The organism is Herpetosiphonaceae bacterium (assembly GCA_036374795.1).
GTDB lineage: Bacteria > Chloroflexota > Chloroflexia > Chloroflexales > Kallotenuaceae > LB3-1.
This window is the reverse complement of the sequence record DASUTC010000143.1, coordinates 1-26,837: the sequence shown is the minus strand read 5'-3', so window position 1 is coordinate 26,837 and position 26,837 is coordinate 1. Positions and strand designations below refer to the sequence as shown.

Below are 26,837 nucleotides of genomic sequence, written 5' to 3'. Positions count from 1 at the left end.
CCTCACGGAGCAGCTTGTCAACGCGGTGAGCTTTGGAGCTGGGGCATAATTCACCGGGTGCCACGCCGGGATACGACGCCCGAAGGGCACCCGGTTCTAGCACCGTGCGGGTGCCAAACGTCCTGGCATGTTACTGCCGCGCCCCTCCAAATAACCGCATGAAGATGATAATGCGTACCGTATGGGTAGTCCGTATTGCGCGGCTACCGTCGGTGGTGTTTTCGCTCGATGAGATAGCAGTTGTGGGTAATGCCCTGGGGATGGTGAACCGTCCAGATTTGGGCCGCAGACCTTAGGCCCGCTCAGTCAGTCGATAGATACCAGCGTTCATTGGTTGGTACATATGGTGCCTCCTCGATGTTGTAGTAGGACGAAGCGAAAACGAAAATCGTGGAGTGAGCGTTTCGATCATCAGTAAAGCGCTTGATGTTGGTTCGTGCCGGTGATACCTCCGTTTAGTGGTTATGTTGCCATGTTAAGGAGTATAAAGGGCCTACCTTACGGTTAACCTTACCGATAGCACGGAATTGTCCACGTTTAGCAAGACCATCGATAGGAAATATGGATGGTGTGCGGCGGCGCTGAAAGGGATTTGCAGCGAGCCTCGATCAGCGGTACAAGATCAGCGGTTACAGTTCTGCTGTAGCCGCTTGTTTGCGCTCTGCTCCGGCGCGGTTTATGGGCAATCATCAGGCGTTGCGCGGTCGTGTGATAGCCAGGATCGAGCGGCATTGTTTGTGACAGAACTTGTCACAGTGTGGGAGTACACTGATGGCAAGCATGACACACGAGGAATACATCGATGACAACACGCGAGTTTCACTATCAGGAAGCAAGCTCCTCAAAGTTCTGGCGCATCGCGCGCGACGGTAGCACCTGCACGGTTCAATTTGGCAAGATCGGCAGCGCGGGCCAGACGCAGACTAAAACCTACGCCGATGAGCAGGCGGCTCAGGCGGCTTATACCAAACAGATCGCCGAGAAGGTGAAGAAAGGCTACCGCGAGGTGGCGGCGCAGGATCGATCCGAGGCCGCAGCGCCTGCGGTCGCGCAACAGGTTGAAAGCGCTGCTCCACAGGCCCAAAAAACCAGGCCAGCCCCGGCTGAGACAGCGCCGCTGGCTACGCTGTCCGAACCGGCTGTTTTCGACATCACGCCGCGCCTGGATCTGGACCCGACCGATTGGTTCTGGGCTTCCTGGCGCAATCTACCGCCGCTGGTGCGGCCAGCGCCCGCGCCATTCGACAAGGCCGACGCGCTGCGACGCCTGGCGCGGGTGTCGAAGTCGGTCTACCACTGGGGCTGGAGCTGGGAAAAATACATCCCCGCCGTGCCCTCGGCGCAGGAAGCGACCTTCTGGCTGCATGCGATGCAGCCGCTCTCAGGTGTTCGCTACTATACCTCTGCTGAGGTAGCGGCGGCGCTCGCCGACGGTGATTTCAGCAATCCGGTTTCGTGCGAGCAAGCCATTGCGCTGGTGTGTGCCGCGCCGCAGAATGCGCGCACCGCGACGATGGCGCTGCTGGCCGCGCTCTGCTCGCCGCAGGAGATCGTTGAGTGGCTGATTCAAACAACGTACGATGCGTCACAGCAGCACACGGCCTGGAGCGCGATTAGGAATCTGCTTGGGGGATTCCGGCACTACGTTCTGCCCTACCTCGATCAGGCCGAGCGCCAGCGGTTGAGTCGCTTGCTCGTGCCACACCTCGATCTGACCGAGTGGCCCGACGATATGTATCAGTCCGGCCCGTCGGCCTTTTATCTCGCGGCGATGCTTGGCGGCCACAGCGATTTACTGCTGCGGCTGGTGGAAGGCTGGGCCGACGACCGCTACGGCGGCGAGTCGTGGACCGATTACTATCAGCGCCCGCAAGCGATCATCTTTGGCCTGGACGATCCGCTGCTGGTCGCGGCGCAGATGCGGCGGCTCCAGCTCCGGCTGAACAAGTCTGAGCAGATTCGTGCCTGGCTGACGCATACCGAGTTCTCGGCGCTCGACGTGGTAGGGAGCACTATTCAGAGCCAGGCCAACCGCGACGAGGCGGCGGCGCTGCTTCAGACTCTCGCGCTCGCGGTAGCTCCCGAAGTCGCGCCCGTAATGCTGGCCTTACAGCAAAGCTCGAAGGCTCCGCAGATTGCGCGGGCCTGGCTGGAGGAGCATCCGGCGCATGCAATCGCCGGGCTGCTGCCGCTGGCCGACGGTCATGGGCTGCAGGCCGAGGCGGCGGTGGATCTGCTGCAACGCTTTGCGCGGCACGGCTACGAAGCGCTGATCGACGAGGCGCTGGCGCGAATGCCGGAAGATGTCGTCGCCCGCCTGCGCGCCGCGGTGATCGATAGCTCGCAGCCGCAGCAGGTGCCGTTCGACGACCAGACGACGCCCGGCTGGCTGTCCGAGGCGTTGCAGGCGCAGCCATCGCTCAGATCGGTCAAGCTGCCGGACTGGGCGCATCCATCCGATCTGCCGCCGGTGATCGTCGGGCAGCACACGCTGAGCGCGACCCAGGCCGATGCCCTGCTGCGGGCGCTGCAACGGAGCAAGCTCGACGCGCCGCATCCGCTGGTCGTGGCGCTGAAGCAGCACGCCGCGCAGAGCGCGCTCGATTCGTTTGCCTGGAGTCTCTTCGATCTGTGGCGCTCGAATGGCGCGCCGTCCAAGGAGAACTGGGCATTCTTCGCGCTTGGCTGGCTCGGCGGCGACACAACCGCGCTGAAGCTCGCGCCGCTGATTCGCATCTGGCCGGGCGAGAGTCAGCACCAGCGCGCGGTCAATGGCCTGGAATGTCTGCGGCTGATCGGCAGCGACACGGCGCTGATGCAGATCAACGGCATCGCCCAGAAGGTGAAGTTCAAGGGCTTGCAGCAGCGCGCCGCCGAATGTATGGAGCGGATCGCCACGGATCGCGGGCTGAGCCGCGCCCAGCTTGAAGATCGGATCGTGCCCGACTGTGATCTGGATGCGCGCGGCGAGCGCGTCTTCGACTTTGGGCCGCGTCAGTTCCGCTTTGTGCTCGGCCCGGAGATGAAGCCGATGGTGCGCGATCCGCAGGGCAAGCTCAAGCCCACGCCGCCCGCGCCGAACGCCAAGGACGACGCCGAGAAAGCGGCGCAGGCCGTCGCCGACTGGAAGCTGCTCAAGAAGCAGGTCGCCGAGGTGGCGGGCGTGCAGGCGGTGCGTCTCGAACAGGCGATGGTCACGGGCCGCCGCTGGTCGCGCGCTGAGTTCGAGACGCTGCTGGTGCGCCACCCGCTGATGACGCATCTGGTGCGCACGCTGATCTGGGGCGCGTTCGATGCCGCTGGCGCGCTGAGCGCTACCTTCCGCGTGACCGAGGATCAGACCTACGCCGATCCCGCCGACGATACCTTCGATCTCGCGCCGGATGCCAGCGTCGGGATCGTCCACCCGCTGCATCTGCCCGCCGAGGCGCGCGCCGCGTGGGGCGAGATCCTCAGCGACTACGAGATCGTGCAGCCCTTCCCGCAGCTTGGCCGTCCGATCCAGCGCCTGGAGCCAGATGAGCTGCCGAAGACCGAGATCACGCGCTTCAACGCTCTGACGATCAGCGCTGCGGCGCTCGTCTTTGGGCTGGATAAGCTCGGCTGGGTGCGTGATATGCCCGCCGATGGTGGCGGATTTAGCGGCCACTCCAAGCCGTTCGATCAGGCCAATCTTACCGCTGTGGTTCAGTATCGCGAAGGCGTTGCGGTCGGCTGGATCGTGGACGCGCCCGATCAGCAGATCGAGTATGTCGCGTTCGTGCCCGGCATCCGCGCGCCTGAGTACTGGCCGAACTACAACGATCGCCTGCCGCTGACCGAGATCGATCCGGTGGTGCTCAGCGAGGTGCTCAACGATATGCTGGTGCTGGCGGCGAAGGCCAAGTAGCGCGCAGCGACGATCAATCACGCAAAGGTACAACAGATCATGGCAAAACAACATACGACCACAGCCGAGAACCAAGAACGGGCGCCATGCCCAGAGGGCACCCGGCACACAAAGGAACAAACCGCAATACTTGGCAATCCCGATGTGCAGCGGCCCGCCGCCGAGGTGCTGTACGCCGACGAGCTGGCGCGGCTGGCGCAATTGGATGCCGCCGCGCCGCGTCCCGCAGGCTGGAAGCTCACGCCGCGCTCGGTGCTGACGTTCGTGCTGGGCGATCAGCAGCGCGCGATCAGCCCGAAGTTTGTCGGCAGCCGCAGCCTGCTTGAGCGCTGCATCGTCGCGCTGGCTACCAATCGCGGGCTGATGCTGATTGGCGAGCCGGGCACCGCCAAAAGCTACCTGAGCGAACTGCTGGCGGCGGCGATCTCCGGCGACTCGACGCTGATCATTCAGGGCAGCGCCGGAACCACAGAAGACGCGATCAAGTACTCGTGGAATTATGCGCTGCTGCTGGCGGAGGGTCCGAACGAGCGGGCGCTGGTGCCCGCGCCGCTCTACCGGGGCATGCGCGAGGGCAAGCTGGTGCGCTTCGAGGAGATCACGCGCTGCCCGCTGGAGATTCAGGATACGCTGCTGTCGATCCTGAGCGACCGCGTGATGGCGATCCCCGAACGCGAGGACGACGGGCGCGTGCTGTATGCCCGAACCGGCTTTAATCTGATCGCTACGGCCAATACGCGCGACCGGGGCGTCAACGAGATGAGCGCCGCGCTCAAGCGGCGCTTCAACTTCGAGACGATCCCGCCGATCGCCAGCCTATCGCAGGAGCTTGAATTGGTGCAGCGCGAAACCGAGCGCCTGTTGCGTCGGGCGGGCGTGCCGATGACGCTGCCGCCGGAGCTAACCGAGCTGCTGGTGACGACGTTTCACGAGCTGCGCGCGGGCAAGACCGCCGACGGCAAGGCGCTTGAGCCGCTTAGCTCGGTGATGAGCACCGCCGAGGCCGTATCGGTTGGGTACGCGGCGGGGATTCACGCCTACTACTACGCGGGCGGCGCGGTGACGCCCGACCATCTGGTGCAGAGTTTGCTCGGCTCGGCGCTCAAGGACGCGCCTGAGGATCGCGACAAGCTGCGGCATTACTTCAATCATGTCGTCAAAGAGCGGCCCGGCGGCGCGTGGCGCTCGTTCTATGACGCTCGCCGCTATCTGCTGGACTAGCTATGCATTCCGGTATTCTTGACATAACCGCGCGTGCGGTCTTCGTGCCGGTGCGCCATCATAGCCCGGCCTGTGCCCGAGCTGTGCGGCAACTGGTGCGCGATCTGCGCCCTGCGGCGATCCTGATCGAGGGGCCGTCGGACTTCAACGACCGCATCGACGAGCTGTTGCTGCCGCACACGCTGCCGATCGCGATCTATAGCTACGTGCGGCTGCCCGACGATACGCGGCGCGGCGCGTTCTATCCGTTCTGCGCCTACTCGCCGGAGTGGATCGCGCTGCAATCGGCGCGTGAGATCGGCGCGCAGGCGCGTTTTATCGATCTGCCCTGGGCGGCGCTTGCCACGGTCGACACTCCGGCGCATCGCTATGCCGATGGCGAGCTGCGCGCCAGCCCGTATATCGCGACGCTCCGCGAGAAGCTTGGCGTCGAGGACTTCGATACGCTCTGGGATACGCTCTTCGAGATCGACCGCACGCTGCCGCTGGCGCAGTTGTTCGAGCGGGCGCATCATTTCTGCTACCATGTTCGCGCATGCGGCGGCCACGTCTCCAACGAAGATCTGCGGCGCGAGGCGTTCATGGCCGAGGCGATCCGGCACACGCTGGAGCAGACCCACGGGCGGGTGCTGGTGGTGACGGGTGGGTTTCACAGCTACGCGCTCTACGCGCGGATCCACGGCCTGACGCCGCCTGAGGCCGCACAAACGACGATCGATCGCGACGCGGACACGCCCGGTGTACTCGACATAATCATCTCGCCTCCCGCCGTCATGTCAGGCGAAGCCGCTGCGGAGATCGAGCGTGGGATTGCGCTCACGCCCTACGGCTACCGTCAGCTCGATAGTCTGACCGGCTACGAGGCGGGCATGCCCAGCCCCGGCTTTTACGATCACGTCTGGCACGATCGGGCCGACGGGCGGGGCGAGATCTACCGTCATCTGCTGGCCGCCACCGTTGCGGATGTGCGCCAGCGCGGGCAGATCGCCAGCACGGCAGACCTGATCGCGGTGGAAACCTGCGCGCGCGCGCTGGCGGCGCTGCGTGGTCACGCCGAGATCTGGCGGCAGGATTTGATCGATGCGATCATCGGCGCGCTGATCAAAGACGGGCTGGCCGACGGCCTGGCACATCCGTTCCTCGACGCGATCCTGGCGGTCTTTCGCGGTAGCCAGCGCGGCGCGCTGGCCGAGGGCACAACGCTGCCGCCGCTCACGCATGATATTCGTCGGCTGCTGCGCGCGCATGGCCTTGAGCCGGAGCTACGCGAGCGCACGATCCGGCTCGATCTTGCGGTCGACGACGAGCACGAGCGCAGCCGCGTGCTGCACCAACTGCGGGTCCTGGGCGTGAGCGGCTTTACGCGGCGCGACGGCGCGGATTTCGTCGGTCGGGACGATCTCACAGCCGTCTGGGAGCAGTGGAGCATCGTGTGGACGCCCGGCTTCGACGCCCGATGCATCGAGGCGGCGATCTACGGCGCGACGCTGTTAGATGCGGCTGCCGCACGGCTAGCAGAGCAGACCACGAGCATCGAGCGCAGCGCCGAGCAGGCCGCGCTGCTGCTGCTCGACGCCTGCCTGATGGGATTGAGCCGGCAGGCCGATCTACTCTTCGCGCGGCTGGTCCAGCTAGTGCGCGAGGACGGCGATTTCTTTGGCGTCGCCGCCGCGCTCGGCCATCTGCTGTATCTCTACCGCTACGATCACGCGCTGGGCGCTGCCGGTCGCGGCGACATCGGCGCGCTGCTGGTCGAAACGTTCCAGCGCGTGCTGTGGCTGCTGGAAACGCTGGGCCAGGCCCAGGGCCGCGACCAGGAGCTACTCAAGGCGATCCGGTCGCTGGTGCAAACGTTCGAGGCGTGCGCCGCCGACCTGGCGCTCAGCCGCGAGGTGCTGATCGAGGTGCTGCACCGCACGGGCGGCGACCACGCGCAGCACGCCCTGGTGCGCGGCGCGACGATCGGCGCGCTGTGGACGCTGCACGCCGCCGATCTTGAGCAAGTGCGGGCGGATCTGCGGGCCTGCGCCGCTCCTGATCGACTCGGCGACTTTCTGACGGGCTTGTTCGGTCTGGCCCGCGAGACGGCGCAGCGCCACCCCGATTTTGTGCTGAGCATCGACGAGCTGCTGATGAGCTATGACGACGCGGCCTATTTGCAGGCGCTTCCAGCGCTGCGGCTGGCCTTTACCTTTTTCACGCCGCGCGAGAAGCACTACATCACGCGGACGCTGCTTGATGCGCTCGGTCAGACGACGGTCGCGCCGCTGGCCGCGCTGGAGGTGGACACCGCCACGGCTACCCGCGCGCTGGCGCTGGAAGCCTGGCTGCTCGACGAGCTACAACGTTATGGTATTCGCGGAGGTGCGCGATGAATGATCACCAGATGCGGCTGCTGCGCTGGCGGCTGGTGCTGGGCAGCGGCGATGATCTGCTGGGCGCGCCCGGCGGCGATTGGCAGGCGCGCGACGAGGCGCTGGCGTTTCTTTACGATCGCGAGTACGGCGCGCGGCGTAACGTCCGCTCCGGCCCCGGCTCGCTCGATGCGTCGCAGTTGAGCGTGCCCGACTGGATCAATGCCGTTCACACGCTATTTCCGCGTCGAACGATCGAGCGGATCGAGAAGGACGCGCTGGAGCGCTACCAGCTTGAGGAGATGGTGACGAATCCCGATCTGCTGAGCCGCGCGCAGCCCAGCCCGACGCTGCTCAAGGCCGTGCTGCGCACCAAACATCTGATGAATCAGGAAGTGCTGGCGATGGCGCGGCAGCTTGTGCGCAAGGTGGTCGATGAACTGATGGAGCGTCTGGCACGCGAGATTCGGTCGCCGTTTACGGGCACGATCGATCGTCGTCGGCGCTCGTTCTTGAGAGTAGCAAAGAACTTCGACGCGCGCACGACGATCCGCCGTAATCTGCGGCACTACGATCCTACGAGCCGCCGGATGTCGATTCAGCAGCCGTATTTTTTCTCGCGGGTGCGCCGCCAGAGCGACCGCTGGCAACTGATCATTCTGGTTGACGAGTCGGGCAGTATGCTCGATAGCGTGATCCACGCGGCGATCACGGCGGCGATCTTTTGGGGCGTCAAAAGCCTGCGGACGCATCTGGTGCTCTTCGATACCTCGATCGTGGATGTTACCGGGCACTGCACCGATCCCGTCGAGACGCTGATGAAGGTCCAGCTTGGCGGCGGCACCGACATCGGCCAGGCGCTGACGTATGCCGGATCGCTGGTGGACAATCCTCGCCGCACGATCGTCGTGCTGATCACCGATTTTTACGAGGGCGCTCCCGTGCAGCGGCTTTACAGCGCCGCCAAACAGCTCGTCGAGAGCGGAGTCACGCTGCTGGGCCTGGCCGCGCTCGATGCCGAGGCCCGCCCAACCTACGATCGACATGTGGCCGAGCGGCTGGTCGCGCTGGGCGCGCATGTCGCGGCGATGACCCCCGGCGAGCTGGCCGACTGGGTCGCGCAGAAGGTGCTGTGATGCGTCACGATCTGGAAGCGCTTACCTCCGACGATCTGGTGCTGCTGGCGAACCGGGGCCTGGTGAAGCGCGCCCAGCAAGAGGTACAGTCGGGCGAGCTGGCCCGGACGATCGATGAGGACGCGCAGGGCACCGTCACCGTGCGCTGGTCCGATGGGATCGAGTGTGTGCTGCCTTCAGGCGGGCATGTACGCGATGGGCGCTGCTCGTGCCCGGCCACGACGATCTGCCGCCATCTGCTGCGCTCGGTGCTGGCGTATCAGCAGGCTGCGGCGCAGCAGCCGGGCAGCGCGGAGCAGCCCGCCGCGCCGCAGCCCTGGGACCCCGGAGAGATCGCCGATAATGAGCTGGCGCGGAGCATGTCGCGTGCGGCGCTGACCTGGGCGCGGCGACAGATGGATGAGCGGCAGGTGATCGAGCTGGTGCGCAGCGCCAAGCCCAGCGCCTACCTGCATAGCCTGAATTGCACCGTGCGCTTTCTGGTTCCCGGCGATGCGCGCTACACCCACTGCGATTGCGCCGAGGAGTCGCCCTGCCGTCACGTGCCGCTGGCGGTCTGGGCCTTCCGCAGGCTGGAGCCGACGCAGGCCAGCGGGATTGTTGAGATTGCCACGGGCAAGCCAGATGTTCCCGCCGCGCTGCTGGACGAGATCGAGCGGACGCTGTACGAGCTGGCAAGCGTGGGCGTTTCCGGCGCGCCGTCGGCGCTGATCGAGCAGTTGCGCCGCCAGGAGGATCGCTGTCGCCAGGAGGGGCTGGTCTGGCCCGCAGAAATTATTGCCGAGATCGTCCAGCAGCACGCGGCCTATGCCGCCCACGATGCCCGCTTCATGCCCTCAATCCTGGCCGCGCGGATCGGCGAGCTATGCATCCGATCCGACGCGATCCGTCATGATACGGGAGCCGTGCCGCAGCTCTTTGTGCGCGGCACTGCCGTCGATACCAAAACGGCGATCGGGACGGCGCGGCTGATCGGCCTGGGCTGCGGCGTGCGTGTCCGGCGCGGCGGTGTGGATCTGATGGCCTATATGCAAGACGCCGACTCGGGCGGGCTGGTCGCTGTGTGCCGCGCCAGCACCGATCCGGTCGCTGCGGCGGATGCGCCCGCGCCCTTCTGGCGGCTGGCGGAAACTCCGGTCGTGCAGGGCGTGAGTATCGCCGCGCTGGGAGCCGGGCAGGCGCTGGTCAGGGGCGGGTATCGCTTTCCGAACGCGCGCTTTAGCCCTGGACGCGCACGGCTGAATGTCAACCCGCAGATGTACGCCTGGGAATCGCTGCGCGCGCCGGTGCTGGCCGAAGATTTTGCTGAGCTTGCCGCCAGAGCCGCCGCCCAACCGCCCGCCGCGCTGCGGCCACGGCGGCTGACCGATGGGCTGCATGTATGCGCGCTGACGGGCGCGCGGGATGCCGTGTTTTCGGAGAGCGATCAGGAGGTGCGCGCGACGCTCGATGATAGCAGCGGCGGCCATGCGCTGCTGGTCCATCCCTACACGTCGCGCGGAGGAGCCGGAGCGGAGGCGCTGCTGGCACTGCTGCGGAGGCAGCCCGAAAGCCTGCGCTTTGTGGCGGGACACGTCCAGCTTACCGCGCGCGGCCTGGTGATCGCTCCGACCGCCGTGGTTTTTCAGGATGGGTCGCTGCGCCGCGCACTTCAGCCGTGGATCGATCGGGATCGGCGTGGAGACGATGCGCCTGCACGTCCTGTCACTCCGGCGCGGAGGGCCGCTGATCCGCTGTCCGACTATTGGGCGCAGCTTGGCGACGCGCTGGGCGACCTGCTGGTGGTTGGGCTGCGCCGGGCCGACGGATCTGCCGCGCGACGCTGGCAGGAGCTTGCGCGCTACGGCGCGGCTCTGGGCTTTGGTCGCGCCGTAGATCCTGTTACGCGGCTATCGGCTGCGCTTAAGCACAAGGCCGCGACGCTGCACTGGGAGCCGCGCGATGCCGCCGAGGCGCTGCTGGATCTGGCGTGTCTGACGCAGGTTGTGAGCGGCGCGCTGACGGGTGTGCTCGAAAGCGCGAGCGTCGAAGCAGCGCCTTAAGCTGCGCCTGGGGCGATGTGGCGCAGCCCCAGGCACCGAGCATGACAGCTTTAGTTCCGCTCACCGAGGATCTGGTCGAGCAGGGCATCCTCGCTGCGCACCCGCTCCAGGTGTTGATCGAGGAGCGCCTGGTGCTGCTTGACAAAGGCCATTTCTTTTTCAACGCGCACCTGGGCGATCGTATCGTCGAGGCCGGACTGTGCGCCGCAAACCCGACCGACCTCCAGCGCCCGCCGGTGTTCCTGCTCCAGTTGCGGCGTGAGGCGGCCTTCGGCGGCGGCATTGTCCAACGCGGCGCGCAGATCAACCGTTGTCGCATACTGGTGGCCGCGCGCGCTCATGCACGCCGACCAGCGCCGCTCGGCCTCGACGACGCGCTGCTCGCGCCTGATCGACATGCGCAGTGCAAGATACTGCTCGTTCAAGCTGCTCTGCGCGGCGAACACGCCTGGAATCCTGGCAAATGCCGCGCCCTGGCAGCCGCCGCCGCCCGGCCCGCTCCGATCGTAAAGCTCCTCGGCGTTGGTCGAGTTGGGATTGGCAACGCCGTACAGCGCCATGTAATACTGCGTGCGGCGCTCCGGACTCAGCGATTCGGCATAGCTGACGTTCGGATCGGGCGCAGGCACAGCGTTGCGGACGGGCACTACCTCGGTGTAGGGAAAGCCCTTCTGCTTCATGCACTGGGCGGTCATGCGCTCACGAGCCAGCGACTCGCGATCGAAGCGCGCTTCATCTGCCTCCGGGTTGTGCCCAAAGCCGGGGTAGGCCGCCAGTGGAGAGTGCTGTAGTCGCTGCTGTGGCGCGGGCGTGATGTTCGCGGTGGCGGAAAATTGCAGGCCGAGCAGGGCCAGAGCTGCCCCGGCGAGAGCGAACGTTAGACGGCGCATGGATCTATCTCCTGTGGCTTAAGGTCAAGCTTGATCGACTGGTTAGCGCGGATAGCCAAGATATGCATCGACGGCCCAGCCGACGCGCCACGGCCAGGAAGGCTGCTTCAGCCAGTTGACGCCTGTGTTCCAGGTATGAAACTCCGACTCAAGGTAGCCCGCGACGGCATTCGTTTCGCGCAGCTCGGCGAGGTCGATGACCGTGCAGGGATCGCCCGGATTCTTGCAGCTAAAGTCGCGGGTGCCGGGGCTGGATGGTCCAACTTTTTCGTTGAGCGTTTCGGCAAAGACCCGTCCGTTCATGCTGGTGTCGCGGTAGATTGTCACCGTGCCGAAGCGGGTAGCATCGGTGCGGGTGCATTGGCCGGAAACATCGGCGTTGCTGTGCATCGGAATGTGGATGTTGGCCCCCCAGGCGTTCGAGTTGTCGATCGCCGCGCGGTAAGTCGTGTCGCCGATGCGCACCTGATAGCCACGCGAGCGCAGGTTGCGGTAGGGCGAGCTTGGATCATACACGTCGTTGTAATAATTGCCGTTGGTGGCGTTGTTGGCGGCGTTGTAGGCCATAGTATTTTCGCTGTTGCCGCCACACTCGCCCCGTGCGCCGGTGTCGGTGTGACGCGCAGGGGAGAGGTAGATCTTATGGCCGTTCCAGGTGCCGTACGGGTCGTACAGGTAATCGGCTTGAGCGCGTTCGGCGGTGACATAACACAGCGCTGCGACGACAAGCGCTATGATCCAGTAGCGTGCATGGCCCATAATGCCCTCCCGAAGGGATGTACAGGTAGTGCGAGCTGATCGAACGACGAGAGCGGGCGTGGATTGACAGAACGATCGGGTGGCACCTCCTGGTAGCAGAAGCAGCCGCGTGCTCAATCGGTGTTGGTCTATCTGTGGGGGGAATGGTTTATAACAAGTATAAATGAAGATGGATCGGCTGTCTAGCGGATTTATTAAAAGATGTTAAATTCAGTCCGATACGATGCTACCGATAATCAAGATTTCTCATACCAAACACCACCGACCAGACAAAACACGACAAGACGCCGCGAGAGATAAGCATCGCGGCGTCTTGTCGTGTAGCGTTGAAAGGCTTAGTTGGGGGGCAAGTAGCCGCGCGCGCGCAGCTCCTCGGCGGCAAGCAGGCCAAGCAAGATCTCATAGGGCGTGCCGCGATTCTCAGGGTGATACTCCAGCCGCTCGCGCTCGAACCACTGCGTCAGATAGGTTTTGCCGTCGGTCTGACTCTGCTCGTCGGCAGCGACGCTGATCGGGAAGCCGAAGACCGGCAAGCCTCCGCTCCGGTTCCAAAAGTCGCGGAACGGCGGGCACAGCGGGAAGGGCGACTCGTTGAAGCGCTGGCATTGCGGCCCCGGAGCGGGGGGCGCTGGATCTGAGCCGAAGGTGCGTCCGAGACGGAGCAGCGTATTCGCGCCGAGCCGACCCAGCAGCACCTTGTAGGGATTTGGATTGTCGCGATGGTACTCGAAGCGCGCGCGCTCGAAGTACTGGACGCGCAGCACCTTACCGGTATCTGGATTGATCTCGTCAAAGCCCTCGCTGACGGGATAGCCGAACAGCGCCAGCGACTCGCGGGCAGAGTTGCCGCGATCACCGAATTCGAGGCCGTGCGAGCGGTAGTAGCCGATGAACGCATCGTCGACGTAGTGGCCGGTTTCCTTGAAGTACAGGCCATCCGCCTCAATACCCGGCGGCAGCGGCTCGGTCGGCAATTGCTCGTCGCTATAGCGCATCATTGCGCCGCCTGAGGCAGCCCACTGCATGTCCTGGCTCAACAGCGCGTACACATCGGGTGCAAGCCGCGCGCCGCCTGGATCGACCATAAACACGCCGTTGTCGAAGCGCAGGCGACGGCTCGGCTGGCTTGGCTCACGGCCCTGGCAGCCGCTCTGCGTGGCCCAGCCCTGGTTCGAGCCAGGGATCAGCGCAAATGCTAATATCGGCGCGTTACCATACGTCTCGCGCGGCACCGTCGTCCAGGTGCCGCCGCCGTAGCGCAGTAGCTCAGTGTTCGGGCAGCGCGTGCCCGCGTCGTAGAAGATCGCATAGCCGTCGCCCTCAGGCCGCACGTTAACGCCGTACATCGTGAACGGCTGATTGGTAATCGGCAGCCGGGGCAGCGTTTCTTCAGTCCAGCGTCCATCCTTGAGCCGCACAATCGCGGGCCGTACCGCCTCGCTGCCCTCGCCGCCGGGGCGTCCCAAAAGACCCGTCGCCCAGCCCTCGGATTGGCTTAACATACTCAGGTCGGTAAGCTGACCGTCGCGCCAGGTATCCGGCGTTTGGTCGCGCCAGGCCGAGCCATCGAAGACGAGCACCAGCGGACGCTGCCGGTAGTTGCCCGGCGCAACCTGATCATAGGCGATGCCAACGGCAATCGCGCTGCCGTCGGGAAAGACGACTACATCGGCCAGCGAGCCGCTTTGCGGCCCGACCGAGCCATCTTTGCGGACGATGTCAGCGCCAAATTGCCAGGCGCTCCCGTTGTAGCGCGCGTAGTACAGGTTAGTTGGCCCGCCCGACACGAAAGTGCTGCCGACAATCCAGCCGTCGCTCGCGCTGCGCATGTCGATCCCGCGCATGGCAATACGGCTGCCAAGATTCTCAACAGGCCGCCACCAGCGTCCATCGAACTGGAGCAGGCCACTGTAGGACACGGCCCATCCGCTGCTGGCATCGATCAGATCGATATCGATCACGCTGTCACGTACTTCCCTGAAGGCACCGCCATCTCCACCGATCACCTTGCGTGTCGTAATCAATTCCGGGTCGGCGAGCCAGCGCCGAGGTTGCTGTGCGGCAGCTTGCCAGGGCAGGAGAGCTATCAGCAGCAGCCCCGCCAGGTATGAAAGCCCGCGACGTGTCATGGTATCCTCCCGTCGAAATTTTACTATCATAGTGTTCGAGGCATCCATGTACATACGCCAAAAGCCGCATTCTGCACGAGCATTTGAGCTTCCGGCGGGCTTTCATACCGCATCTGCGCGTCTCGCTCGCGGAGCATCGCCACATGTGGCGCGCTCGACCTCACGACAGCTCGGCAATAAAGATCTCGAACGGTGCCAGCGTGAGCCAGCCAAGCGAGAGGCTCTGGCCGTCGCGCTCCTGGCTTGAGAAGAGCAGACGCGCCTGCTGGTCGCCGAAGTCGAAGATGACGGTCTGCTGCTCGTTGGTGAAGTTGAGCACCACGAGACAGCTCTGTCCTGTCGCGGCGTCGCGCCGCAGAAAGGCGAAGTAGTCGTCGCTGTGCGCGTGCAGGGTATGGTAATCACCGATAATCAAAGCAAACGTTTCCCGACGCAGCCGGAGCATACGCCGATAAAAGGTGAGCAGCGAGGTGGGATCGTCCTCCTGCGCGGCAACGTTGACTCCGCTGGTGTAGTTCGGGTTGACGGGCAGCCAGGGCTGGACATCGGGCGGGCTGAAGCCGGCGTTGGGAGCGCCGCTCCACTGGAACGGGCTGCGGCAGCGGTCGCGGGTGGTGGCGATAGCCCGTTGCAGCGCTTCCTCCGGCGCCGTGCCGAGCTTCCCGGTCAGCGTCTCGTAGTAGTTTGTGGCAGCGGTGTCGCGGATCTGGCTCAGGTCGCGCAGTTCGAGATCAGCCATGCCGATCTCTTCGCCGTTGTACAGAAACGGCGTGCCCTTCAGCGTAAGCATCAGGGCCAGGTGCAGGCGTGCCAGGGCGGCGTTATGCAGGCCATCGCCATAGCGGCTCCATACGCGCGGGGTATCGTGATTGCCGAGGGTATTGCAGGGCCACGCGCCACGGGGCAGCTCCGCCAGACGGAGGGCCTGGTTGGCGCGAACATGGGCGGGCGTCAGGCGATCAACGCGCATGAGCGGGAAGTTAAACACCAGATGGAGCTCGTCATTCCCGCTGCCGTGGAAGGCCACATCCTCATCCTCGCCGACGAGCACGCGGTCGCCGGGGTACTCGTCGACGAGCCTCCGCAGCTCCTGCATCAGCTCATGCAGGCCCGGCTGCTGCGTCTGGAAGCGCATGAGCTGGCCGTAGTCCGCCAGATCAAGCATATTGGCGTTGAAGAACTCGTCGGGTGCCAGGGCCAGCGAGTGATTCGGCAGGTCGGGATGTTCAAAGATAGTCCCGATGGCATCGAGCCGGAATCCGTCGACGCCGAGGTCGAGCCAGAAGCGCACGACCTCCCACATCGCGCGCTTGAGGTCGGGGTTGCGCCAGTTGAGGTCGGGCTGCTCCTTGAGAAAGGCGTGATAGTAGTATTGCCCGGCGGAGCGATCGTACTCCCAGGCCGAGCCGCCGAAGATCGAGGCCCAGTTGTTGGGCGGGCCATGATCCTTGCCATCGCGCCAGATATACCAGTCGCGCCTGGGATTGTCGCGGCTGGCACGCGACTCAAGAAACCAGGGATGCTGGTCGGAGGTGTGATTGAGCACGAGATCGAGGATCACGCGGATACCGCGAGCGTGCGCCTCGCGCAGAAAGATCGTGAAGTCGGCGAGCGAGCCATACTCCGGCCCGACATCGGTGTAGTCGGAGATGTCATAGCCACAGTCGAGAAAGGGCGACGGGTAATGCGGCGACAGCCAGAGCGCATCGATGCCAAGGTCGCGCAGGTAATCCAGCTTCGCGAGCATCCCTGGGAAGTCGCCGATGCCATCGCCGTTGCCGTCGGCGAAACTGCGGGGATAGATCTGATAGAAAACGCTTTCTTTCCACCACGTCTTCTGCATAGGAGTCGCTCCTCCGATGGTGACACCATTCACGTTTATACCCGCCGAATGCGGCGTATGGTACTCTCAAAATCCGCGAGCTCAAGCTGCGCGCCCGCGTGCATCCAGGCCGCGCCCGATCTTATGCCCGCGAAGCCCTCGATCTCGTAGCGCGCGGAAGGGTCAAGGCCGCGCACGTACACTGGCGGAAGCGTGGTCGGCGGCGGCAGGTGCGTGCGAAAGACGAACAGGATGCCCGCCGATCGGTCCTTCGTCATGTACTGGATCGCGGAGAACGGGTGCGCCTGCGGCGAGCGCAGCCGATACAGATCGCCAAGCTGGATGATATGACGAAGCTCTTTGTACAGCGCGATCCACCGCGCTGCTTCGGCGCGCATGGCAGGACTCCAGCGCAGCAAGTGGCCGCCGACGCCGAGCGTGCCGCACATGCTGACATGGAAGCGGAACGCCAGCGGCAGATAGCTCGCGCCCATATCCGTGACCCACGCCTCCATCGTATTGGCCGGAAAGACCTGCGAGAAGCCCTCCTGAATCGACAGGCGCGCTGTCGGCTCGGTGTTGTCGCTGACCCAGATCTGGTCGGCCAGGCTTAAAATGCCGAGGTCGGCCCGTCCGCCGCCGCCTGAGCAGCTCTGCCAGATCACCTGCGGGTGGCGCTCGCGCAGCGTGCCCCAGACGTGATACAGCCCGTATACGTAGCGCACCCACAGCTCGCGCGCGTCGCACGGCGCATCGGGCCAGCCAGCCTCGCTCACGTTGCGGTTCATGTCCCACTTGATGAAGGCGATGTTGTGCGCGGCCAGGAGCCGATCGATCTGGTCGATGATGTACTCCTGCACGTCGGCGCGGGCGAAATTGAGGATGAGCTGGTTACGCCCCGTGGTTCGGTCGCGCGTGGGGAAGTGGAGCACCCAGCCGGGATGCGCGCGGTAGAGCTCGCTGTTGGGATTGACCATCTCCGGCTCGATCCACAGGCCGAAGTCCATGCCCAGCCTGTTGACGTGCGCGATCAACGGCTGCAACCCGTGCGGGAATTTCCGCGCATCGGGCCACCAGTCGCCCAGCCCGGCGGAATCGTCGTCGCGGCCATGAAACCAGCCGTCATCCATCACAAACAGCTCGACGCCCATCGCGGCGGCGAGATCGGCCAGTCGGATCTGCGACTCCTGATCGACCGCGAACTCGGTCGCCTCCCACGAGTTGTACAGCACCTTATGGATCGCGGGTCCGTGGGGCAGCAGCGTGTCACGGATGAAATCGTGCAGCCGTCGGCTCGCGCCGCCGAAGCCCTCGGCGGTGTAGCCCGCGTAGCTGCCGGGCGTGGTAAAGGACTCGCCGGGCTGGAGCCGCCACGAAAAATCCCAGTCGTTCAGGCCGATGCTGATGCGCGTCGAGGCGAAGTCCGTAACCTCGGCGGAGAGCTTCCAGTTACCGCTCCAGGCCAGCACGCCAAACCAGATCTCGCCGCTGTCCTCGTCGGCGCTGCCACGGTCGACAGCAAACCATGGGTTGTGATGGTGGCTGGAGGTGATGCGCCGACTCTCCAGCACCTTAAGGCCCTGCACCAGCGGCTCGCGGCGGAGATGCATCTCGTCCATATGCCGACCGCTCAGATGGGTCAGGCGGTAGGTATCGCCCGGCGGCATGTGCCACTGCGCCGACCAGATCCGCTCGATGATCACGGGCGCGTCGCCAGCGTTGGCAACCGTCGCCGCGCGCTCGATCAGATCGTAGGCCGCATGGACACGGTAGTGCAGGGTCGCGCGGAAGGGATAGACCGTATCGCGCAGGTGGATGCGGAGCTCAGGCACATCGCCCGCGCGCACCTCCGCCGACTCGAAGCGGAGCACGACATCGCGCACGCCGTCGGCGAACGCGACCTTCAGACATGGGTCGATGAACTTAATATCTTCGTAGCCGGGATACTCTTCGGGCGTGCGCTGGGCCGGGTTGTTGAACGCACTCCACATCTCCGGATTCGGCGCGGCGGGGTAGTCGTCGGGCGTCGGGAGCCGCGCCCCCCAGTAGCGGTGTGTGAGCAATCCAGCCTGGTTCAGGCCCAGCGCATAGCCGGTTGTCGCCGTCTCCAAAACCCATCCCTGATCGGTCGTGTGAATCGGCATCTCGATCCTCTCACCTCGCAACGTAAGCGCCGGAAACAGGCGTTCCGGCGCTGCAATCGCTCCAATCGTGTCCGTCCCTGTCGGCTGCTTTCGCCTGTTCAGCATCGTTGGCGAGTATCCCAAGCCCTGGCCTGTCGGCGCGCTAGCGACCAGTCAGGCCGGTGAGCGTAATGCCCTCGATGATCTTGCGCTGACCGATGAGGTACACCACCAGCACCGGGAGGACCGCGATAGCTGAGCCGGCCATGAGCAGCGTCCAGTCAACGGTGTACTGCCCTTTGAACTGGTCAAGCATCAGCGGCACGGTGAACAGATTGGGATCGCTGAGGAAGATCAGCGGAATGAAATACTGGTTCCACGATCCCAGGAACAGAAAGATGCCGAGCGCCGACATGGCCGGCACCAGCAGCGGCAGGATAATCGACCAGTAGATACGCCAGCGGTTCGCGCCGTCGACGATCGCCGCTTCTTCCAGCTCCTTGGGAATGCCACGGATGAACTGCCGGAGCAGGAACACCGCGAAGGCGTTAAAGAGCGCGCCCGGCACAATGATCGACAAATGGGTGTTGACCCAGCCCAACTGCTGCATAATCAGGTAGAGCGGAATGATCGTCACCTGCCCCGGCACCATCATCGTCGCCAGGAAGAGCAGAAACACAATCTCGTGGCCGGGAAAGCGGATTTTGGCGAAGGCGTACGCTGCCATCGACGCGGTCAGCAGGGTCATGCCCACGACGATGAAGCTGATATAGAAGCTGTTGAAGTAGGCGCGTCCAAAGGGTAGGGCCTGGAGCGACGCCGGATAGTTTGACCACACGACCGGATCTGGAATCCACTTCGGCGGGATGATAAAGGCCTGGGAAAGATCCTTGAGCGAGGTCAGAATCATCCACACGAATGGAAAGACCATCATGAACGCGCCGATGGAAAGGATGATGTGCAGGATGATGGTTTGCACCCGGCTGGCACCCGGCTTTTCTCCGGTGCCCCGCCGCACTCGTGTACGGGTGGGTACGGTTGTGCTAGCCATACGCCTCCTCCTAGTCTTCGTAGTGGACCCAGCGCCGCTGGGCATAGAGCTGGAAGATCGTCACCAGCATGATGACGAGGAACAAGATCACCGCAGCCGCAGAACTCTTGCCGAACGTGAAGTCTTTGAAGGCAAGCGTGTAGATGTGGAAGACCATCGTGTAGCTGGCCTTACCCGGCCCACCGCCGGTCATGACATTCGACTGGTCAAACACCTGGAACGAACCGATGAATGACGTAACCGTCAGGAAGAAGATCGTCGGCGAAAGGAGCGGCAGCGTCACGCTTTTAAAGATATGCCACTTGTTGGCGCCGTCGATCTGGGCCGCCTCAAGCAGCGATGTGGGCACGTTCTGCAACCCGGCGAGAAAGATTACCATGTTGTAGCCCAGCCCCCACCAGATACCCATCACGGCAATTGCGGGCACGACGAACCGTGAGTCTGTCAGCCAGCTCGGAAGGTCGATGCCGAACCATGATTGAACGTAGGTGTTAATGATCCCGAAGTCGTCGTTCAACAGGTAGAGCCAGACCACCGACACGGCGACGGAGCCGGTTACGACCGGCAGGAAATACAGCAGCCGGTAGAACGTTTTGCCGGCAATGTTGTTTAACCCCATCGCCACCAGCAGGGACAGCATCAAACCGCCAGGCACGGCAATCAGGGTGTACAGCAGCGTGTTCCACAAGGCGATGCGTAGATCCGGTGATTGAAACTGCTCGATGAAGTTCTGCATGCCGATAAACGTCCGGCTGCCGAAGCCATCCCAGTTCGTCAGGCTCAGGTAAAAGGCCGAGATAAGCGGGATCAGCGAAAAGACGATCAGGCCGAGGAGTTGTGGCCCCACGAACAACAGTGCCCACAGCAGATCGGACGTTTGCCGATTCATCCGGCGCCGCCCGGTCATGGCGGTTCCTACATTGGGGGTGGTAGTCGTTGCCATTATCGTGTAATCCTTCCGCTTGGGGAGCAGAGCAGGTGGGCGGTTTCGCTGAGTTCCCGCCCCACGCTCCCGCAAGAAATGTCCCACCGCCAGAATGTCGGCCTATGCCGCGCCCTGCTTTTGCTTCACGAGATCGGCGATCTTTTGGAGCACGGCCTGCGCCTCGCCGCCATTGATGTAGATCTCGCTCAGATACTTTTCGATCTCGGTGCTCAGGCCGGGGAAGTTTGCCATTCCCGGCCAGACGGCATAGCCGATCTCGCGGGCATCGATGAAGGCCTGCCAGTTGGGCGGCAGATTGCCCTCGGACACGACTTCGTCGGCGCCACTGACCGATGGCACGGCGTTGCCACCACCCTGGAGTCGGAACTTCTGGCCCTCCGGCGAAACGAAATCGGTCAGCATTGCAAAGGCCGCGTCCTTGTTTGCTGCCTTGACGTTCTGCACCATGTAGGCGGTAGCAATCGTGGCCGGCTCGATCTTGTTGCTGGTGTTGGTCGGCCAGGGCGCGATGTCGTACTGCAAGTTGGCCGCTTTCTTGAACTGCGGCAGCAGCCAGCGCCCGGCGACGACGAAGGCGGTCTGCTGCGAGAGGAACATGGCATCCAATCCCTGGCCTTTCGGCAGCGTTCCCGAATAGGTGAACGTCTTGGCTTTGAGGTTGTCCAGAACGTACTGGAACGCTTCTTTGGCTTTGGGATCGTCAACAGCAACGAAGGTATTGCCTTCAAAGACTTTGCCGCCGTTGGTCGTTACCCAGCCCCAGGTCGGACCAAACCAGGCCTCGAAGATCACGCCGCGCTTACCCGTTGCAACGACCTTCTGCGTCATGTCCTGCAAGGCACTCCAGTTCCACTGGCCCTGCTTCTGCAAATCTGCGGGCATCGTCGTAACGCCTGCAGCTTGTAGGAGCTGCTTGTTGTACCAGAAGACCAGCGGGTTGCAATCGACGGGCATGCCCCAAATCTTGCCGTCCTCCGTTTTCGCCGGACCCCACAAGCCTTCGGTAACGTCCTCAGGTTTGGACTTACTGTTCGGGCCGCTCAGCATCTCGGTCAATTCCATGATCTGGTTGGTCGAAATCAGCTTGGACATGGTAGCGTCACCGGAGTAGAACAGGTCGGGCGCGGAGCCGCCGCTGAGCTGCGTCAGCAGCTTGGCCTCGTAGTCCTGGGGCTGCGGGATGAGCTGCGCATTGGCGCCAGTGCGCTGGTTGAAGTCCGCTGTGTACTCCTGAAAGCGCTGGATCTCGCCGGCGTTGCCCCACGTCGACCATTTGATGTTGACGCCCTTGAGCGACGCATTCGCCTGCCCGGCTGCGCCTGCGGCTTCCTGGGTGGCGGCTGTATTGGTCGCCCCACTGGGCGGCGCACTCGCCTGTCCCCCGGCTGTCCCGCCCGCCTGCCCACCCCCGTCGCTCTGACCACAGCCGGAAAGCGCTAGACCGCCAAGGGCAGCGGCGGTCGCGCTCAGAAACGTACGCCGACTGATGAATTTCGGGTCGTGCTTGGGACTCATCGAACATCCTCCCTTTTATGTACCGACAGTGTACAGAGCGCCCATTGCTCAGCTTGCAGCCTTCAGTAGCCGCCCTGTTCGGGATGCGGACGGACGAGGTGGTCGAAGTCTGCGTTGGACGTTTCGATCGGCAGCCAGTCGGGACGCCGGTGCCAGAGCTTTTCGTTCGCCTGCGCCGCTGTAACATTGAGGCGCACGATCTTGCCGGAGACGTCGGAGATGGCACCATAGGGGATGTAGCGCGCGCCGCCGCGATGTGGGAGGTGAACTTCCAGGCGCGAGCATGTTTCTTCGTCGCAGTGCTGGCTGCTGCTGCTTGGGTCGACGCCGAGCCACACATGGGCAACCGTGCCGAGCGAGCTATTGTCCTCGGTTCTCACCTCCATGCCTTTGCGAATCTGGGCCATCACGTTACCGCTTGCCATACCCGCCTCCTTTCAAGGCCGTGTGCCAGGCGCATACACGTGTCTTCCACTCTGAGCCTAGGATTTATCGCTTGTAACAGCCACGCCGAGCGCCGCCAGCAGCCGCTCGTGCGTGCCTCCTTTGATTACAAAGCCGTCGGCTCCGGCAGCCAGCGCGATGCCTTGCTCGGTCGCGTACATGGTCAGCACGATGACGACGACGTCAGGCCACTGCTGCTTGATCAGCCGGGTCGCACGCACGCCATCCAGCACCGGCATGTACAGATCCATCAGCACCACATCTGGCCGACATTCCGCGACCTGTTGCACCGCCTCCTGGCCGTTGGCTGCCTCGCCGATCACCGTAATCTCCGGCCAGGTCGCCAGCAGCGCGCGCAAGCCTTCGCGGGTGCGCGCGCTATCGTCGACAATAAGCACCCGAGTCGGCTGCGCCATGACTGCTCCTATCCTTACATTCCAACGATGAAAGGATCGCTATAGCTAACTATGCCAGCGCAGCACGCGGCTGTCATGCACTAAATGGTAAATTGGGCGTATAAAAAAAGGAATACTGATCGGTAGTGAGGCTATACATTTGTTCGAGGAGAGGTATAACAAATGTTATAGGCGGGAAAGAACAAAGGAACGAGGCAACAAAGAACAGCGAACTCGAAACGTGGAACTCGGTGAGCCGCGCTACGGGGTCGTGCTCTTATCATCGAGCGATGCCAGCCCCTCGCGCAGGGCGTAGAGCGCGGCCTGGGTTCGGCTTGCCAGGTGCAGCTTGCTCAGGATATTGCTGACATGCACTCGCACGGTGCCCTCGCCGATCCCCAGCATGGCGGCGATCTGCTGGTTGCTCTCGCCATGCGCTACCAGGCGCAGGACCTCGACCTCGCGCTCGGTCAGCGGGTCGGATGTTGGCGGGCGCTGCGGCGGGTGCGCCAGCTCTTGCAGGACGCGGCGGGCAACCGCCGGGTGCAGCGACGACTCGCCACGGTAGACGCGCTGGATCGCCCGTATCAGCTCCGCCGGGCCGAAGTCCTTCAAGGTGTATCCGAGCGCCCCGGCGCGAATGGCCGGAAATACCTTATCGTCGGCGTCGAAGCTGGTGAGCACGAGGATACGGGCGTTTGGCTGGCTGGCAAGGATAGACTCGATCGCGGCGATCCCATCCATCTGGGGCATGACCAGATCCATCAGGATCACGTCCGGCTGGAGGCTGGCCGCTTCGACGACGGCTTCCGCTCCGTTGCTGGACTCGCCCACCACCTCGATGTCGGGCTCCGTCGCGAGCAGCGCGCGAATGCCTCTACGAACGACCAGATGGTCGTCCACAACCAATACACGGATCGGACTGATCATAGCGCTATCTCCACTCGCAAGAGTGACCCATCCTGCGGCGCGCTCTGTAAGGTTAACGTTCCATTGAGCTGTGCTACGCGCTCCGCGATCCCACGCAGGCCCAGCCCGCCGGTTTCCTGAGCCGCTGCCGGATTAAACCCAACGCCGTCATCGATAATTTCCAGGATCACGCGCGACTGAACCTGCCGCAACTGCACCGTGATGCAGCCCGCATGGGCGTGCTTGAGCGTATTGTTGAGCGCCTCCTGGGTAATGCGGTAGAGGGCCTCCTGGACGAGCAGGGGCAGATCGCCGACACCGTCTACAATCAGCCTGGTTTCCAGGTTGGCCCGCCCCTCCACGCTGTTGAGCCGCGCTTGAAGGGCGGCAGCCAGCCCCACCTGCTCCAGCACCGGTGGTCGCAGCTCGAAGATCAGGAGCCGCATCTCATCAAGCGCCTCCTGCGCCGTTTCTTGCAGCACGCGCAGATTCTCGGCGGTGGTCGCGACATCGCCTGATTCCAGCAGACGCGTCGCTGCCCCGGCATGAAGCGTGACGCCGTATAAGGCCTGTGTAACCGAGTCATGCAGCTCGCGGGCGAGACGCTGGCGCTCTTCCAGCACGGCCTGATCCTGAGCCGCTGTCACCAGCCGGGCGTGCTCGATCTGCTGCTCCAGCGTTTGCCTCGCCGTGACGCGCTCGATCGCCAGCGCCAGCACATTGGCGACGACCTGGAGCAGGTATATTTCCTGGTCGCTGAATATCCGACGTGTCGCGGTATCCACGCACAGAACGCCGAATGGACGATGCTGACCCTGGATCGCGACATAGAGGCTGCTGATCACATCGCAGTCGCGCAGGAGGGAAGGTCGGTCGAAGCGGGTTTCGTTGCGCCAGTCGGCGACGAGCACAAGGCGCGTGCCCAGCACTGCCGTGCCAAGCGCGGATCGCGCCCCTGATGCAGCCATTGCCACCCCCACCGCGTCCTCTTGCCCGCCGACAGCGGCCCGGAGCACCAGCGCGCTACCATCCGGGCGCAGTTCCCAAAGTGTGCTATGCTTCACCATGAGCGTGTCGGCGACAAACGTTACCACCCGATACATGAGCGTGGGCAGGTCGCTATCCTCTAACAGTGACCCGGTCAACTCGGCGAGTGCCGCCTTATACCCCGCATCCATGTCCGTCTCCTTGCCGTGGTGGGGGCCGACCGCCATCTGAGCAGCGCCGCACTAGGCCTTGCAGCCATCACCACGACGGCGCTCCCGCGCTATCAGCGCACGGATAGGTATAGTTTTTGAGGGCCGTGTTGTGCTACGATGGTGTCTGGGGTGGATGGCCCGCGCTTCCGCTGGTCGAGGTTGCCCGGATGCGCCAGACGTTGCGTGTAGATATGACGATTCGGCACGATCTGGGACAAGATGGAATGTTTAACCTCGTCCGAGACGGCGATATAAGCTCAACCAACCTCGTGATATGCCAGTCGCTCAGTGTTCCAAGCTCTTTGGAGCATGTCCTTTGCCATGAAGTCGGGTTGATGTACGGAAGCACGCTTGATTCTCCAGTGCCCACCTCCGCGAGTAGTTGCCGCAATATACCATGCTAAAGGCCTTTAGTAAAGGCCTTTATGGTTAATCTATGGTATAACTAAAGGACGAAGCGTGCTAGCGTCCAAGAAGGCCAACGCAAGCTATGGCGAGAGTAACTATTAGTGACATTGCGCGGGAGGCTGGCGTCTCACCGACCGCTGTTTCTTTCGCATTTAATCGCCCGACGCGGCTCAGCCCAAACACGGTGAGCCGCATTCTTGCGGTCGCGCGTGATCTCGGCTATGTGCCGAATCCGCTATCCCGTGGGCTCGTCGCTGGCAGAACGGGGATGCTCGGCGTCATCGTGCCGCAGAGCATGGACTCCACCTTTGCCAATCCTTTCTTTGCCACCTTGCTCCGGGGTATTGGGAGCATCTGTGACGAGCAGAACCTTGGCCTGCTCACGCTCAGCCCGTACGACAATTCGCTAGAGCCATCGATCGCGCGGGCACCCGTCGATGGATTTATCATCGTGGGGCTCAACGAACGGCACCATGAGGTGCTGCCGCTGCGGAAGCGCAGTATTCCCTTTGTGATTGTTGATGGCGATGCGGAGACGGTCGCGTCGGTCAATAGCGACGACGAGGAGAGCACCTATGCCGCCGCAGCCTATCTCCTGCGGCGAGGGCATCGTGAGGTGCTGATCCTGGCTTTCGAAACGCCCCATCGCCATCTCGATAATATCTTCTACGGCGTGGGTGCCCGGCGGACGTGGGGCTACCAACGGGCGTTTGCAGACTATGGGGTCGCGTGGCGGGAGAGCTGGCTGCTGCCGACACCAGGGTCTGTCGAAGGGAGTGAGCAGCGCTTTGCAGCCGCATGGGACGACGGCTATCGTCCGACGGCGGTGCTCGCCGCGAGCGATGTTGTGGCGCTCGGTGTGCTGCGAGCCGCCCGGCAGCGGGGGCTGGGGATTCCTGAGGATCTTGAGGTAATCGGGTACGATGACATTCCGCTTGCGGCGCTGGCCTGCCCGGCACTCTCAACGGTGCGTCAACCGATCGTGGAGAAGGGCCGTCGAGCAGCCGAGCTTTTGGTCGCGGCGCTAAAGGACGGCGCTGGAGCAGAGCGCATTGTGCTGGGCACCGAGCTTATTCTCCGCGAAACGACGCGGTAGATCGTCCAAAACCAGAGCCTTGCCGACGAGACTCCTGCGGATAGTAATGGCGTCGTTGATCGATTCCCCGCTCGACGAGTCCACCGGACGTGTGTGACGAAGAGCTAGCTTCGCTCATTGCTTAGCGGCTGCTATCGTCTCTGAAGCGTATCCCGCACAGCTTCCAGGGTTGGCTGAATAGGCACTGGCTGAGGATCAGCGCGTAACACGGCTTGGACATCTTTCAAGCCTGTTCCGGTACTCACCACCACGATCCGATCGCCGGAGCTGATCTGCCGATGCTCAACCAGAGAAATCAGGCCTGCAAAGGCTACGGCTGAGGCAGGCTCAACAAACAGGCCGGTATGTTGAGCAACCAAACGGGCCGCCGTAAGGATCATCTGCTCATCCACAGCCAGAATCTGGCCGTTCGTCTGATAAACGGCTCGGAGCGCGCGTCTGCCATCCTGCGGAAGCTCAACGTTAATGCTATCAGCAATCGTCAGTGCCGGAGCCGGCTGAACGTCGTA

19 protein-coding genes are annotated in these 26,837 nt (G+C 63.5%); 6 read left to right on the top strand and 13 right to left on the bottom strand.

The window, feature by feature from the left end; translation table 11 throughout:
• The first annotated feature begins 802 nt into the window (after nt 1-802).
• Genes VFZ66_10000 through VFZ66_09980 form a run of 5 tightly spaced genes read left to right on the top strand, consistent with a single transcriptional unit; the run spans nt 803 to nt 10,642 of the window.
• Nucleotides 803-3,889, top strand: coding sequence for a WGR and DUF4132 domain-containing protein (locus VFZ66_10000; GenBank protein HEX6289513.1), 3,087 nt, complete (start codon nt 803-805; stop codon nt 3,887-3,889).
• A 39-nt stretch (nt 3,890-3,928) separates the two neighbouring features.
• Nucleotides 3,929-5,110, top strand: a complete 1,182-nt coding sequence (locus tag VFZ66_09995) for an AAA family ATPase (protein ID HEX6289512.1) — start codon at nt 3,929-3,931, stop codon at nt 5,108-5,110.
• 2 nt (nt 5,111-5,112) lie between these two features.
• The gene (locus VFZ66_09990; protein ID HEX6289511.1) at nt 5,113-7,485 is read left to right on the top strand and encodes a DUF5682 family protein; all 2,373 of its coding nucleotides are present in this window, start codon (nt 5,113-5,115) and stop codon (nt 7,483-7,485) included.
• Nucleotides 7,482-8,600, top strand: coding sequence for a VWA domain-containing protein (locus VFZ66_09985; GenBank protein HEX6289510.1), 1,119 nt, complete (start codon nt 7,482-7,484; stop codon nt 8,598-8,600). The genes VFZ66_09990 and VFZ66_09985 overlap by 4 nt, the downstream gene beginning before the upstream one ends.
• A complete protein-coding gene (locus VFZ66_09980; GenBank protein HEX6289509.1) occupies nt 8,600-10,642 on the top strand; it encodes a hypothetical protein in 2,043 nt (680 codons plus the stop codon). The genes VFZ66_09985 and VFZ66_09980 overlap by 1 nt, the downstream gene beginning before the upstream one ends.
• Nucleotides 10,643-10,692: 50 nt before the next feature.
• On the opposite strand, the gene VFZ66_09975 is transcribed toward VFZ66_09980, so the two are convergent.
• The 12 genes from VFZ66_09975 to VFZ66_09920 form a co-directional block, all read right to left on the bottom strand.
• The gene (locus VFZ66_09975) at nt 10,693-11,532 is read right to left on the bottom strand and encodes a hypothetical protein (GenBank protein HEX6289508.1); all 840 of its coding nucleotides are present in this window, start codon (nt 11,530-11,532) and stop codon (nt 10,693-10,695) included.
• Between the two features lie 42 nt (nt 11,533-11,574).
• Nucleotides 11,575-12,291, bottom strand: a complete 717-nt coding sequence (locus VFZ66_09970; protein HEX6289507.1) for a hypothetical protein — start codon at nt 12,289-12,291, stop codon at nt 11,575-11,577.
• A gap of 335 nt (nt 12,292-12,626) precedes the next feature.
• On the bottom strand, nt 12,627-14,420 hold the full coding sequence (locus VFZ66_09965) for a hypothetical protein (protein HEX6289506.1): 1,794 nt from the start codon (nt 14,418-14,420) through the stop codon (nt 12,627-12,629).
• Between the two features lie 160 nt (nt 14,421-14,580).
• Nucleotides 14,581-16,263: an alpha-glucosidase gene (locus tag VFZ66_09960; protein HEX6289505.1), complete on the bottom strand. Its 1,683-nt coding sequence runs from the start codon at nt 16,261-16,263 to the stop codon at nt 14,581-14,583.
• Nucleotides 16,264-16,298: 35 nt separating this feature from the next.
• The gene (locus VFZ66_09955) at nt 16,299-18,386 is read right to left on the bottom strand and encodes an alpha-galactosidase (GenBank protein HEX6289504.1); all 2,088 of its coding nucleotides are present in this window, start codon (nt 18,384-18,386) and stop codon (nt 16,299-16,301) included.
• Between the two features lie 142 nt (nt 18,387-18,528).
• Nucleotides 18,529-19,416 carry a carbohydrate ABC transporter permease gene (locus VFZ66_09950; GenBank protein ID HEX6289503.1) on the bottom strand — a complete coding sequence of 296 codons (888 nt, stop codon included), beginning with the start codon at nt 19,414-19,416 and terminating at the stop codon, nt 18,529-18,531.
• Between the two features lie 10 nt (nt 19,417-19,426).
• Nucleotides 19,427-20,359: a sugar ABC transporter permease gene (locus VFZ66_09945; GenBank protein HEX6289502.1), complete on the bottom strand. Its 933-nt coding sequence runs from the start codon at nt 20,357-20,359 to the stop codon at nt 19,427-19,429.
• Between the two features lie 102 nt (nt 20,360-20,461).
• Complete coding sequence (locus VFZ66_09940; protein ID HEX6289501.1) at nt 20,462-21,877, bottom strand: sugar ABC transporter substrate-binding protein; 1,416 nt, start codon at nt 21,875-21,877, stop codon at nt 20,462-20,464.
• Nucleotides 21,878-21,939: 62 nt separating this feature from the next.
• Complete coding sequence (locus VFZ66_09935; GenBank protein HEX6289500.1) at nt 21,940-22,302, bottom strand: hypothetical protein; 363 nt, start codon at nt 22,300-22,302, stop codon at nt 21,940-21,942.
• Nucleotides 22,303-22,359: 57 nt separating this feature from the next.
• On the bottom strand, nt 22,360-22,737 hold the full coding sequence (locus tag VFZ66_09930; protein ID HEX6289499.1) for a response regulator transcription factor: 378 nt from the start codon (nt 22,735-22,737) through the stop codon (nt 22,360-22,362).
• A gap of 240 nt (nt 22,738-22,977) precedes the next feature.
• Nucleotides 22,978-23,646 (bottom strand): response regulator transcription factor, encoded by a 669-nt coding sequence (locus VFZ66_09925; GenBank protein ID HEX6289498.1) that lies wholly within the window; start codon nt 23,644-23,646, stop codon nt 22,978-22,980.
• On the bottom strand, nt 23,643-24,803 hold the full coding sequence (locus tag VFZ66_09920; GenBank protein ID HEX6289497.1) for a GAF domain-containing sensor histidine kinase: 1,161 nt from the start codon (nt 24,801-24,803) through the stop codon (nt 23,643-23,645). The genes VFZ66_09925 and VFZ66_09920 overlap by 4 nt, the downstream gene beginning before the upstream one ends.
• A gap of 697 nt (nt 24,804-25,500) precedes the next feature.
• On the opposite strand from VFZ66_09920, the gene VFZ66_09915 reads away from it, so the two are divergent.
• On the top strand, nt 25,501-26,328 hold the full coding sequence (locus VFZ66_09915; protein HEX6289496.1) for a substrate-binding domain-containing protein: 828 nt from the start codon (nt 25,501-25,503) through the stop codon (nt 26,326-26,328).
• A 131-nt stretch (nt 26,329-26,459) separates the two neighbouring features.
• On the opposite strand, the gene VFZ66_09910 is transcribed toward VFZ66_09915, so the two are convergent.
• The coding region (locus VFZ66_09910; GenBank protein HEX6289495.1) for a pyridoxal-phosphate dependent enzyme at nt 26,460-26,837 on the bottom strand (378 nt) is incomplete at its 5' end.